The sequence below is a fragment of the Nonomuraea sp. IBHARD001 genome, from assembly GCF_056106265.1.
This window is the reverse complement of sequence record NZ_JBWBBW010000002.1, coordinates 5,027,291-5,039,936: the sequence shown is the minus strand read 5'-3', so window position 1 is coordinate 5,039,936 and position 12,646 is coordinate 5,027,291. Positions and strand designations below refer to the sequence as shown.

The 12,646-nt window shown below is 72.3% G+C and carries 8 protein-coding genes; 3 read left to right on the top strand and 5 right to left on the bottom strand.

Annotation, left to right across the window (positions count from 1 at the left end; genetic code table 11):
• Window positions 1-31: 31 nt before the first annotated feature.
• Complete coding sequence (locus ACTWNK_RS25020) at window positions 32-1,897, bottom strand: SIP domain-containing protein (RefSeq protein ID WP_474306947.1); 1,866 nt, start codon at window positions 1,895-1,897, stop codon at window positions 32-34.
• A gap of 128 nt (window positions 1,898-2,025) precedes the next feature.
• On the opposite strand from ACTWNK_RS25020, the gene ACTWNK_RS25015 reads away from it, so the two are divergent.
• Window positions 2,026-3,633, top strand: a complete 1,608-nt coding sequence (locus tag ACTWNK_RS25015; protein WP_474306945.1) for a helix-turn-helix domain-containing protein — start codon at window positions 2,026-2,028, stop codon at window positions 3,631-3,633.
• 61 nt (window positions 3,634-3,694) lie between these two features.
• Here ACTWNK_RS25015 and ACTWNK_RS25010 read toward each other — a convergent pair whose 3' ends face one another.
• Window positions 3,695-4,537 (bottom strand): SMP-30/gluconolactonase/LRE family protein, encoded by an 843-nt coding sequence (locus tag ACTWNK_RS25010; protein ID WP_474306943.1) that lies wholly within the window; start codon window positions 4,535-4,537, stop codon window positions 3,695-3,697.
• A gap of 97 nt (window positions 4,538-4,634) precedes the next feature.
• Window positions 4,635-8,057 (bottom strand): AAA family ATPase, encoded by a 3,423-nt coding sequence (locus tag ACTWNK_RS25005; protein WP_474306942.1) that lies wholly within the window; start codon window positions 8,055-8,057, stop codon window positions 4,635-4,637.
• Window positions 8,058-8,203: 146 nt separating this feature from the next.
• On the opposite strand from ACTWNK_RS25005, the gene ACTWNK_RS25000 reads away from it, so the two are divergent.
• Window positions 8,204-9,175 (top strand): GTPase family protein, encoded by a 972-nt coding sequence (locus tag ACTWNK_RS25000; RefSeq protein ID WP_474310975.1) that lies wholly within the window; start codon window positions 8,204-8,206, stop codon window positions 9,173-9,175.
• 15 nt (window positions 9,176-9,190) lie between these two features.
• Entirely contained in the window at window positions 9,191-9,400 is a 210-nt protein-coding gene (locus tag ACTWNK_RS24995) for a hypothetical protein (RefSeq protein ID WP_474306941.1), read from the top strand.
• Window positions 9,401-9,484: 84 nt separating this feature from the next.
• Here the strand turns inward: ACTWNK_RS24995 and ACTWNK_RS24990 are convergent, their stop codons facing one another.
• Both ACTWNK_RS24990 and ACTWNK_RS24985 read right to left on the bottom strand, forming a co-directional pair.
• Window positions 9,485-10,543 carry a hypothetical protein gene (locus ACTWNK_RS24990; protein ID WP_474306939.1) on the bottom strand — a complete coding sequence of 353 codons (1,059 nt, stop codon included), beginning with the start codon at window positions 10,541-10,543 and terminating at the stop codon, window positions 9,485-9,487.
• 173 nt (window positions 10,544-10,716) lie between these two features.
• Window positions 10,717-12,639 carry an NACHT domain-containing protein gene (locus ACTWNK_RS24985; protein ID WP_474306938.1) on the bottom strand — a complete coding sequence of 641 codons (1,923 nt, stop codon included), beginning with the start codon at window positions 12,637-12,639 and terminating at the stop codon, window positions 10,717-10,719.
• Between the last annotated feature and the right edge of the window lie 7 nt (window positions 12,640-12,646).

The window sequence follows — 12,646 nt, the reverse complement described above, 5'->3', positions numbered from 1 at the left end:
TTCTTTCACTTCTTCTCGGGAGGGAGGGGGTTCAGTCGGTGCTGCAGCGGAGGAGCTCGTGGACGGTGACGCCCAGGCCGACGGTGTGCGCCGCCCTGCGCGTGAGGCCGGCCCGGGCGATGACGGCGTCCAGCTCCGCCGCGGTGCGAAGGCCGGAGCCGTGGCAGGCCAGGCCGATCAGGTCTTCCTCGCCGTCGTGCTCGTCGAGGGCGCCGATGTCGAAGACCTCCTCGATCAGCAGCACCCGCCCCCCGGGCGTGAGGTTCTCGGCCGCCCGGCGCAGGGCGTGCGCGGCGTCGGCGTCGGGCAGCGTCTTGAAGGCGCGGCTGACGAGCACGGCGTCGGCTGCCGGCCCGGCCTCGAAGACGGACTGCTCCAGTACGCCGACCCGCGCGCGTTGCCTCTCGTCCGGGATCGTGGCGGGCAGGTCGCGGCGCAGCCAGTCGGCCTGGGCCGGGAGAGCGCAGATCGTCACGCGCAGGTCTTCGTGTGCCGCGACGTACGCACGGGCGTGCGCGCCTGCGCCACCGGAGTGGATCACCAGGTGCCGGACCCCGGTGAGCAGGCCGGACGCGGCGATCGGTTCGGCCAGCGCGGGCTGGAACCTGGCCAGGCGCTCCAGGTGCCGGTCCTCGTAGTCCTGCTCGGCTCGCACGTCGGCGAAGGCCTGGCCGGTGACCGAGGCGTAGGCGGGCAGGCCGGTGCGGACCGCCTCCGTGAGGCCGTGCATGCCGAGCATCTCGCGGCCGACCACCCCGGCGGAGTGGAGCCGGTCCGCGATGAAGTCCAGCGTGAGGACATCGCCGACCGGCGTCAGGGCGTAGTGCCCCGGCTCCGTCTCGGTCACCACGTCCAGGGTGCGCAGGTAGCGCAGCAGCTTGCCCAGAGCGCGCACGTCGGCGCCCGACTTGGCGGCCAGCTCGGTCACACCGCTCATGCCGCGGGAGAGCAGATCGGGGACGCCCAGCTCGACGGCGGTACGGATCGCGATCGGCGCGACGAGTTCGGTCAGGTCGTGCAGCCTCTGGAACGGGGTGACCGTCCTGCCCGGGTCGGGCACCGCTCCGTCGTCGTCCAGGGCGACGACCTGGGAGCGACGCCAGTAGCCGGCGAAGTCGACGTCCTCCTTGGCCATGCCGCGGTCCTCGACCAGGTGCCGCCGGATGTCCCGTACGGCCGTGTGCTCGCCTGCCAGCCAGGCGAACGCCTGGCCAGGCCACCACCGCGCACCGCGTACGGCCTCGGTCAGCGGCGACACACCTGCGGCCTGCCCGCCGGGGCGTACCAGCCACGTCACCTCCACCCCGGGCGGCTCGCGCAGCTCCTGGCGGTGGGCGTCCTCGGCGATCTCGATGAACACCTGCGCCCTGGCGTCGGCCGGGAGCTCGTCGAGCAGGCGGCCGATCGCGGGGAGCGCGGTGTCGTCGCCCGCGACGAGCAGCCAGTCGACGCCGGCCGGGAACGCCTTGGACGTGCTCGGGCCGCTGAGGTGGACGCGCTCACCCGGCTGGGTGCGATAGGCCCACGTCGTTCCGGCGCCCACCCCGTGCCTGACGAAGTCCACGTCCAGCTCGCCGGCCTCGGGGTCCCATCGGCGTACCGTGTAGGCCCTCGACAGCGGTCGGGGGTTCTTGGGCACGGTCAACGCGGCCTCGCCCTGGACCGGGAGCACCGGATCGCGCCGGCCCGGGTACGGGAAGTAGAGCGTGACGTCGTCGTCGAAGCCCGATGACGCGAAGCCCGGCCGTACGACGAGGTCCGCGGTGGTGAACGCGCGCAGCTGGTCGCCGCCCAGCGTGACCCGTCGCATCCCCGGGGTGATGTCGACGATCCGGACCACCTCGGCCGCACGCAGGGTCGGCGGGTGCACGGTGAGCCGGCGCGAGGTCTTGGGCATACGGAGAACCGAACTTTCCGCTCGTTTGGAGGACAGAAGCCGCACATCGGTATTGAGGCGGCATGCACTGGTAAGGTTAGGCAAACCTCACTAACAATAGTGTGCGCAGACTGCCGGATGGTTAGGACATGGTGGTGACCTCGTCGTTCGCCGCGGGCACCGGCGACCCGCCGCCGATTCCGGGCGCACGGCTGGGTACGGCCGAGGCCCCCGACCGGCCACTGCTGCTCTGGGTACGCGCCGGCGCTGCGCACGTGCGTCTCGACGACGGCCCGGCGCTCCACCTCAGGAGCGGCGAGGGCGTCTGGATTCCCGCGGACGGCTGGGCAGGGCGTGCCATCACCACGGAGCCGGGCACGGTCGCCTTCCCGCTGTGGCCCCATGCCGGGGTCGGGGTGTGGGAGTCGTCGCGGCCGACGCGGTTCGACGTTCCCGCCGGCTGGCAGGACTGGCTGATCCAGCTCTTCAACCTGCAGGTCACGCCGTTCAGCCGTCGAGGGTACGCGCCCGAGGCGATCGAGGGGCTCCTGCGGCGTCCCGGCTCGCGCTCGCCCTCGCCCGCCGAGGCCGGGCGGCATCCGGGCTCGGCGGAGTTCGCCTCGCCTGCGATGCCGCGGGCGCGTGGCGCCAGAGCGGTCGCCGAGGAGCTGGTCCGCGACCCCGCCCTTGACCTCACGGTCGAGCAGTGGGCGGCGCGGGTGCTCTCCAGCGCGCGTACCCTTCGCCGCGACTTCCTCGCCGACACCGGGCACACGTTCGAGCAGTGGCGGCTGCTGTGCCGGCTCGGCGCCGCCGTGGAGTACCTCGCCGCCGGATACGACGTGGACCAGGTGGCCGCACGGGTCGGTTTCGCCAGCCGCAACGGCCTCACCCGGGCCTTCAAGGGACGGTTCGGACTGACCCCGCACGAGTTCGGACGGGAGCTGTCCGCCAGGCCCGGCGCCGGTGGGCTGACGCAACGGGCGGCGGCGGCACGGCAGAGCGACGACCTGATCCGGATGATGCGCAGGACGGACACGCCCGCCGCGCCCGAGATGCTGCCCGCCGCCAGCACGCCGTCGCACACCAACGACATCCACGTCCTCAGCTGGATGTACCGGGGCAGCGGGTACCTCGACATCGGCGAGCGGCGCTACGAACGCGAGCGAGGGGTGGCGACCTGGATCCCCGCGGAACTGGACCACGTCACCGGTCTGCGCGAGAACTCCGTCTCGCTGCCGCTGGGCAACGCGAGCACCGGCGACCTGCGGCTGACCGCGCCGCTGCAGGTGCGGTTCTCGCCCGCGTGGGACGACTACCTGATGTTCTGCTCGGTCAGCGCCCGGTCCGCACTACGCCCCGACGACCACAACCCCCGCCACATCCTCGACCTGTTCACCGAACAGGTCGCCGCCCGGCGAGCGCTGTCGGTGCCGATGCCCAGCGACCCGCGCGCCCGTGCCGTCGCGATGGAGTGCCTGCGCCGCATCGGCGAGCCCGGCGGGACCCAGGACGTCGACGTCCACGCCGAGATCCACCGCGCCTTCCGCGACGAGACAGGCATGACCCTCGGCCGCTGGCGCTACGCCGCCCGCATGCGCATCGCCCGCGACCTGCTCGCCGGAGGCGCCCCACCCAGCGCCGTCGCCCGCCGCGTCGGCTACGCCCACCTCCCCACCTTCAGCGCCGCCTTCTCCCGCTTCCACGGCCTCCCCCCACGCGACTACCAGCAACGAGAGTCCGACCAGAACGAGTAGCCCGTGCCGTTGTGCCGGACACCATCGCTGGGGTGGCTCGCTTGTCCGGAAGCCTGCCGGTTCAGTACGCCCGGCCCGCGCCGGGGACGTCGACCTCGACGGAGAGGAGTTGGCCGGTGCCGGGTGGGACCATTTCGGGGCCTCGCCACTCCGCGGCCGTGATGAACAGGGTGCGGCCGTCGGGGCCGCCGAGTGCGCAGGCGAAGCAGCCTCGGTCGACCTCGACGGTGTGCAGCACCTCGCCGCCTTCGGCGATGCGGACGCAGCGGCTGTTGCCGACGTCGGCATACCAGACGGCGCCTTCGGTGTCGAGGCAGATGCCGTCGGGGTGGTCGTCGCCGGTGTGCGCCCAGGTCCTGCGGCCGGACAGGGCGCCGTCGGGGGCGATGTCGAAGGCGATGAGGGCGTTGGCGTAGGAGTCGCCGACGATCAGCGTGGAGTCGTCGGGGGTCACGGCCATGCCGTTGGCGAACAGCAGGCCGTCGGCGACCTCGCGGACCGTGCCGTCGGGGGTGACGTGGACGACGGAGCCGGGGGCGGGCGGGGCGCCGACGGACATGTCGAAGCCGATGCGGTTGACGTAGATGCCGCCCCGGCCGTCGATGGCGATGTCGTTCCACCCGCCACCGAGGCCGCCGAGATCGGCGAACGCGGTCAGGGCGCCGTCCGGCTCCAGGCGCAGCAGCCTCTCCCGCCTGGAGTCGACCAGGACGAGATGCCCGTCGGGATGCCAGGCCGTGCACAGGGGGAGGGAGTCGACTTCGGCGATCACCTCGTGGGTGCCGTCGAGGCCGAGTGCGATGACCTGGCCTGCGGTCCAGTCGGAGAAGTACAGCCTGCCGTCGTGCCAGCGCGGGGCTTCGACCAGGCCGAGACCGGTCAGCCAGAGGCGTGGTGCGGACAAGGGTGGCTCCGTTCGCCGGAAGAGGTCGTCCATCCCGGCCGATCCTACGCAGCGGGTACGACGTTTTCCGTGACCGCTACGCCCGGCGTCGTCTCCCTCACCCCAACGCCCTCTCACACCGCGCCGCCAACGACGCCATCCCCTTCTCCGACGCCGTCTCCAGCGCCTGACGCAACAACGGCGCCCCCCTCGACGCCTCGCCGTTCAGCGACAACGCCCGACCGGCGTCGTAGCGCAGCCGAGCCCGCTGCGGCCGCGAGTCCCCGACGAACGCGCCGGCCGCCCGCAGCCGCTCCAGCGCGACATCGGTCTCCCCGGCCGCCAGCGCCGCCGCCCCGGCGAACCTCGCCACCGGACCCATCAGTACGGCGGGCCACCCGGCCATCGCGATCTCCCGCTCGTGCGGCGCCAGCAGGCCGGAGACCAGCCGGGCGACCGGCGTCAACGCGGCGGGGTCGGCGCCGCCCTCGTGCAGGATCGCGCACGACTCGGCCAGCAGGGCCAGGGCGGGCACCGCCCAGCCGTGCGGAGGGAAGGAGGAGAAGTCGTCGCTCTCGTCGGCCAGTTGGGTGAGCCTGTCCATGGCCTCGCCGTACCGGCCGCTCTCGGCGTGGGCCAGGACCAGGGCCGCTCGCCAGATCGGGAAGTAGCTGTGCTGTTCGACGCGGTCGGCGACGTCGGAGGTGAGCAGGACGGCGAGCTCACCGCGTTCGCGCAGCAACCAGAACACCTGTGCGTCCCACGTCTGGCGCAGTGTCTCGGCGGGAAGCACGCGTTCGGCCTCCAGCTCCTTGACCGCGCGTTCCGCCTCGCCGAACAGCCGGGCCGTGGCCTCCTCGAACTGCCCGCGCCACAGGTCCAGCATCGTGTCGAGCGTCGTCTGCAGCCAGGCGCCGAGCACGCGGGGATGGCGGGCGATCTGGTCGCGATGCCGTTTGACGGTCGCGAACGCCGGGCGCAGCCGTCCCAGCCGCAGCTGGTCGATGGCCAGCGCCACCAGCGCCTCGCTGTGGAAGTAGGCCGATCCCGCCCTGATCCCGGCGTCGTGCAGCTCCTTGGCGATCGGCAGCAGCTCGGCGGGCGAGGCATGGTCGTACAGCCCCCACCTGCACTCGTTCAGCACCTCGCAGCGCACCTCGGGCGGGCAGTCGGGGCGTAGCTGCGCGAGGGTACGGCGGGCCAGGTCCGGCCCGGTGGGCACGCCTTCGGCCAGCAGGTCGTCGCTGACGGCCATCGTCGACTTGTGCACCAGGTGCGCGCTGAGCTGCACGCGCAGGTCGGCCGCGACCTCGCCGGTGTCCTCGCCCAGCTCGGCGAGCGTGTCCTCCAGCAGCCGCAGCAGGTGCTCGTCGGCCTGGCCGGGGTCGGACCACCGCCTGGCCAGCCTGATCGCCGCCGAGGCCCGCAGCCGGGGCAGCCCGGCGGCGCAGTCGTGCGCGGTGCGGTAGTGCAGCCCGGCGGTGTGCATGTCGCCGAGGTCGTTGCGCGCGTCGGCCAGTGCCATGTGCAGCCCGAACCTGGTGACCTGCCCGCACTGCAGCCGCAGGCCGTACTCGGCCCAGCGCTGGGCGGCGGGCGCCGCCTGTTCGGCCCGCGCGGCGGCCAGGCACGCGGTGGCGATGCGCTCCTCCGGGATGTCGGGCCTGGCGGCCCTGGCGTGCACGGCCATCCGCACCGGCAGATCGGCGCCCACGCTCCCGGCCGTGCGCAGCCGCTCCCCGAGGACCTCGAACGCCCGGCGATGCAGCCTCCTGGCCAGCGCCGGGTCCTCCTCAAGGGCGGTCAGCACCTCCTCACGCCACAACTCGTAGCGAAAGCGCACACCGCTGTGCGCCTGTACGGCACGCAGCGCCACGGCGGCGGCCTGCTGTCTGTCGGCCTCCTCGGGGTCGACCTTGAGCATGGCGGCGACCAGCGCGGTGTCGACCTCGCCGCCCGCACAGGTGATCGCCGCGGCGGCCAGCCAGGGCAGCAACGGGCCGGGCCGCCTGCCGAGACCGGGCAGCACGACCAGACCGCCGTCCGATTCGCGCAGCTCGCACAGGCGTTGCGGCAGGCCGCCGGTCAGCTTGAACGCCTCGCCGATCTCGCTCTCGGCGGGATCACGCCCCCAGGCGGCGCTCAGCCAGGAGCGTACGTCGATCGGGCTCAGCGGCGTCAGCACCAGCGGCACGGCGGCGGGCGCCTGCCAGCCGCCGCCGGGCCTGCCGGCCAGCACGAACCCGACGGCGGCCTCGCCGAGCCTGGTGCGTACCTGGTGCAGCAGATCGCAGGCGGCGGGGCTGAGCAGTTCGGCGTTGTCGAAGGCGACGACGAGACCGCCGCCCCTGGCCGCCCAGCGCAGCAGGCCGGGCAGCAACGACAGCAGCCGCTGCCCGAACGGCTCGCGCCCGGAGGCGGCCGAGGCGTCGGGCATGGCGGAGGTGAAGTCCTCCAACGTCTTGTGATCGGCGCTGCCGAGCGGGTCGGGCCCCGTGGTCAGGTCGCGCAGCAACTGGGCGTAGAGCACTCCGGCCAGCGAACGCCACGGCTGCAGCTCGCCGCCGTCCTGGCAGGCGACGATCACGGTATGCGGCTTGGCGCCGGCGCTACGGGCGGCGACCTCGGCCAGCAGCCTGCTCTTGCCCGCGCCCGCGACGCCCTGCAGGCTCACCAGGCCGGGCAGGTCGCGGCGCAGGCCGAGCAGGGCGGCCAGGTGTTCGCGCCTGCCGACGAGCTCGCGCGGCGCCTCGCCGTGGTCGGCCGGGCGCACGCCGTCGGGCGGGCGGTGCACGTCGATGCCGTGCTCGTGCAGGATCAACAGCCGGTAGGCCCGTTCGACGACCTGGTCGCGGTGCCTGCCGTCGCGCCCGCGCAGGTCGAGCAGGCGTTCGGCGGCGCTGGCGCCCTCCTCGCGCAGCGTCCTGAGGAAGGCGAGCAGCCACACCGCGCCCATCTCGCCGTGCCCCTCGCCGACCGGCCCGGCCAGCAGCGGCCCGACCTGGTCGTATGCGGCCAGCCGCAGGCCGATCTGGGCGAGGTTGCGGACGAGTTCGGCGCGGGTGCCCTCCAGGCGCTTGGCGTGGGCCGCGCAGGCGGCGGGCGGGTCCTCGCCCCACGAGGCGTAGGGCCTGCCGTGCCACTCGGCCGCCGCCGCGGCCAACTCGCCCAGCGCGCGTTCGTCGCCGCCTCCGGTCAGCAGGCCGAGCCCGGCGCGTACACGGTGCTCGAAGCGGTGGGCGTCGACGACCTCGCTCAGGTCGCCTTCGAGGAGGTACTCGCCCGAGCCGCGTTTGGACCCGACGTTCAGCCCGCCGAGCGCCAGTGTCGGCCTGAACCTGGAGAACAGCGGCGCGACCCCGTCGCTGGACGGCGCCTTGCCCTCCTCCCACAGCGCCTCGGTGAGGGTCTCGCGCGAGACCTGCCTGCCTCCCGCCGCGATGAGCAGGCTCAGCGCCTTCGCCGTCTGCGTGGACACCGTCTGCGGCTGTCCGTCGGCCAGTACGGCCGTGCGGCCCAGCACACGGATGTCGAGGGTCACGGGGCCTCCAGTCCGGTCCGCAAGATCATTGCAATGATCGGCCCGGACAATAGTAAACAAGCCATCCCCTTGAGAATCCACCTATTCCCACGAGGTGTGCGCAGGTGTCGCAGATCACAGGTTTCTCCGCCGAAGAACTGGACCACATGAAGGAGGACATAACGCGCATATACCAGGAAGAGTCGGCAAAACCGCTGGCAGTGGCCATCCTCGGGCAGACAGGTGCGGGCAAGTCCTCGCTGTTGAACGTGCTCTTCGGCGCCGATCTGCCCACCGGTGACATCCGCCCTGTGACCAAAAAACCGGAACCAATCAACGTGTCGGGAATGTCGGGGCATTCGGTCACTTTTTGGGATATGCCGGGAATAGGGGAATCCATGGCAGCTGATGTCGATTACATGGCGATGTATCAAGAAAAGCTCATTGAATGCGACGTCGCGGTCTGGGCCATCCATGCCGACAACCGCTCCACCACCTACGAGGCGTTGTGCCTGCGCAGGCTGCTGGAGACCGCCGACCCCGTCACCCGTGTGCTGATCGCCAACAAGCTCGTCTTCGTGATGACCAAGGCCGACCTGCTCACCCCGCCGCCGTGGGTCTACACGCTGCGCGAGGGCGTCGGCGTCTTCGCGCCCAGTCCCCGGCTGAGCGTCAAGCTCGGGCAGAAGGCGCTGCACTACGAGGAGGTGTTCATCAAGCCGTGGTCGCAGGTGCTCGTCGCCACCACCTACAACCCGGGCGACTTCGCCGTACGCGACGACCGGCTGGCCCACGACGACTACACCGTGCGCTACCGGGGGTACTTCAGCGACCAGATCTGCTCCGCCTACCAGACGCACTTCCCCCAGCACGCCGCCGTGTTCGCCAGGCTGCGCGACAACCATCGGGTCCTGGCCTGCTCCTCGCAGTTCAGGTACAACCTCGCCCAGCTCATGGCGGCCGTGGTCAACAGGGTCGGGCCGGGCGGCGCCGTCAGGTTCCAGCGCCTGCTCGCCGAGGTGAACCGGCTGGCGGAGATCCCCCTCGCCACCATGCGCGGCCTCGGCAACTTCCTCATCTGGGACGGCGAGCGCAAACTGCTCGACCTGTCCGATCCCGCCATCCCGCCCCGGCTCTGACGGAAGGCGCCGCCCGTGACGGCCATCAGCGACGACGACATCCTCTACGCGGTCAGCCAGCGCAGCAGGCAGGACGCCACCTACCGCCGACGCCTCGACGCGGCCGTCCGCGCCAAGGACGAGGACGACGTCGCCCACCTCGTCCGCACCGCCGTCACGGACATCCTCGGCATCAGCGTCGACGTCGCCTACGCCGTCATCGACATCATCCTGGGCCGCCCCTGACCATCTCCCCGCGCGCCTCGCCGGCCGGAAGCCCCCGTCCGGTCGGCGAGGCGCCATCCTCCAGGTTCTAGGCGCGTACGAGTGTTAGGCGCGTACGAGGACGACGGCGGCGGGGTGCGGCGTGGAGGGGATCAAGGCGATCAGGGAGGCCAGGACTCCGGCCAGGCGGGTGGCGTGTTCGCCCGGCCGCATGCGATGAAGCGCGGACAGGACGCAGACCGACGCCTCGGACAGGCGGTGCTCGGAGTTGCTGTGGGACTGCCTCGCCTGCCTGGTCAGGAGGATGGCCGCCAGGAGCTGGAGGGAGACGACGGGGACCGTCTGAGCGACCTCGACGAGTTCCGTCAGCGGATCTCCGGCGGGGTGTCGACCGGTCTTCCCGCTCACCTCGGTGAGAACGAAAGTCGCGAAGCCCTCGAACAGGTGTGCCTTCTTGAGGGGGTCGGCGAGGCCGGGGCGGCCGACGCGAAACCTGTGGACAAGGTCGCGGCAGGACACCATCAGGCCGACTCTCGCCAGGTGGTCGACCTCTGTCCAGCCTCGGTGCCGCAGCATCGTGTCCAGTCCCGCCGATGAAGCGGCAGCCGGGTCGAGGCCGGCGGCCAGACTCAGGCCACGGCCGAGCGCCTCGCTGAGGTTGTGGCCACCAGGCGTGGCGGGGCTGCGCGCGAGGAGAGAGGTGTCGAAGGACTCCGGATCGAGGTCGAGCTCTCTCGCGACGCTGCGAAGGTGGTCGAGGTCGAGAGTGAGCGGGGCGGGGGAGGCGGTCGGTGAGCGGTCGAGGGTGAGGGCGAAGTCCACGAAGAGCGCGAGGTCGGACGTATGCGCGTGCGGTCGAGTTCGCGCGTCTCTGAGCTCGATGGGAAGGGTGAGGGCCTCATGCGCAAGCGCGTGCGCCAGGCCGTCCGCGGCTCGACCGACAGCCTGTTGAGCAAGCACTTGGTCTTCGGTGCGATGGAGTCCGTCCATGAGGTTCACGAGGATGACCAGATCGAGCGATCTCAGCAACAGATTCTCGGCAGGAGTGGAGCCGTGATCCCGCGGCCAGCCGACCGTCGTGCGAATGACCACCGGGCTCGACAGCGAAGCGAGAAAGAACAGCAGGCCCACGTGCTCCACGACGTCCAGTGCGCGATCGGCCACCTGCCTGCTCGTCAACGCATACGGATGAACGCCCCCGGACGACCTGCCGAGCTCCAGCCGCCCATCCTCGCCCACCGCCCACAACGACGACCACCCGGCGAAGTGCGTGTCCAACGCCTCCCGCGCCTCCTCGGCGGTGGGCAACCGATAGGAGACGTCAGGCACGATCTCCCTCACCCATCCCACCAACCCGGCGACGTCCTCCCCCCGCAACGCCAGCCCCCGCCCACCGAAATCCCCCGCTCCAGCCCACCGTCGTCCGTGAACCGGTCCCACAACTCCTCCCCGACCGCCCGAGCGCAGATCCGCGCCCCCGAAACCAGCGGAAGCGTGTCGTGCAGTGCCCGTGCGGCGGCGACCCCGTTCAGCAGCAGCCTCTCGTCGGGACCGCCCGGCCCCTCCGTGAGCACCCCCTCAAGCCGCTCCCGTACCCCGGGCTCCAGTGTGCTCGGCGGCTCCGCGCACGCGAAGGCCAGGCTCAAGGCGTGGACGGTACGAGCGCGCAGGCAGGCCCGTACCACCTCGGTGGCGTCCGCGCCGACCGTCCACAGCAGGATCGTCTCGCGCCACCAGGGATCGCTCACCTGCAGCCGCAGCCTCCGGCGGCGTTCGTCGGAGGCGGCCGAGGCCGCGGCGAGGTGCTCCTGGAGCGTCAGATGCACGAAGGCGTAGTGCTCGTGCCGGTGTTCGACCAGCAGCCCGCTGCGCCGTACGTGTTCGAGGAAGTCCTCGGGCGCCAGGCCGGGCGCGGCGCGGTTCAGCACCGGGCGCAGCGCCTCGCACGCCGCCGCGCCGGAGATGTCGCGCAGCCTGGCGGTCATCATGTGCCAGGCGAGTTCCCTGACGACGTGCTCCTTCTGGCCGCCGTTCAGCAGGGCGTCGATCGGATGGGTGACGCCCTTGTCCTCCTGGCGGCGGTGCAGCAGCACCTGGCACATCTCGGCGTACAGCGCGGCCCGGCCCGCGGGCAGCTGGCCTCGGTAGCGGTGGACGGTGGCGGTCATGGTGAGCAGGAGCGGGTTGGCGGCCAGGTCGTACAGGGCGGGCTGTGCGCTGATGCGGGCGAACAGCGAGTCGGCGGACTCGGCGGCGACGCGGTCGATCTCGGCCCTGTCGCCCTGTCTGGCCCGCCGTTCGACGGCCTGGTACCAGGCGTGCAGGAACCGCCTGATCTGCTCGGAGGTGAACTGCTGGACCTGGAGGACCTCGGCGCCCGCCAGCCGGTTGTCGTGGTAGCCGCGCGGGCGTGAGGTGACGACGTAGGCGTTGCCGGGATAGCGGGCGATCTGGTCCTCCACCCAGGTCGCGACGCGTTTGCGTTCGCCCTGGTCGGCGACCTCGTCCAGGCCGTCGAGGAGCACCACGCACCGGCCCCTGTCCAACTGCCTGCCCAGCCAGGCGGCGGTGACCACGCCCCGCAGGAATCGGGCGGCGACCGCCGCCTCGGCCAGCCCGGAGGCCGCGTCGCTCCCACCGAGTATCGTCGTCGCGTGGTCGCGCAGGTACAGCAGCACCGGCAGCGGGCGGCTGACCCAGAACCCGCGCAGCCACGGCCGCCACTCGCGTCCGGCCAGTTCGAGCGCGGTGTGGCGGGCCAGCGTGGTCTTGCCCGACCCGGCCGCGCCGAGCACGGCCAGGACACGGCCGGGGGCCAGCAACGGCGCCAGCCGGGTGCGCCGCCCGACGGCCCTGTCGGCATGGCCGGGCGCGGCGCCGCCGACGCCGCGGTCGCCCGTCGTCTCCACGACCGGCCTCGGCTGCAGGACGACGTCGACGTACACCTGGCGGGTGCGCATCACGTACTCGGACTGGGTGACGAGGCCGAGCGTCTCCATCTGCTCGGCCGAGACGCGCACGCGGCGGCGGTAGCGGCGGCGCGACATGCCGGAGGGCCCGCCGCCGCCGTCACCGGCGCGCTCCCAGGCCGAGGTCAGCAGCAGCCCGAGCAGGGCCAGGCCGAACGCCCACGCCGCCCACCCCAGCTGCCATCGGCCGTCGGCGAGGATCTGGTTGGAGGCCACGGCGGCGGCCACGAGTGCGAACGCGACGGCCAGCGCCCCGCAGACATACCTGAGTACTCTCGCCAGCCGCGGCAAACCGCTC

What these genes read in the sequence shown, in the direction of transcription:
- ACTWNK_RS25020 (WP_474306947.1), bottom strand. Translation starts at nt 1,897, where the DNA reads ATGCCCAAGACCTCGCGCCGGCTCACCGTGCACCCGCCGACCCTGCGT.
- ACTWNK_RS25015 (WP_474306945.1), top strand. Translation starts at nt 2,026, where the DNA reads ATGGTGGTGACCTCGTCGTTCGCCGCGGGCACCGGCGACCCGCCGCCG.
- ACTWNK_RS25000 (WP_474310975.1), top strand. Translation starts at nt 8,204, where the DNA reads ATGAAGGAGGACATAACGCGCATATACCAGGAAGAGTCGGCAAAACCG.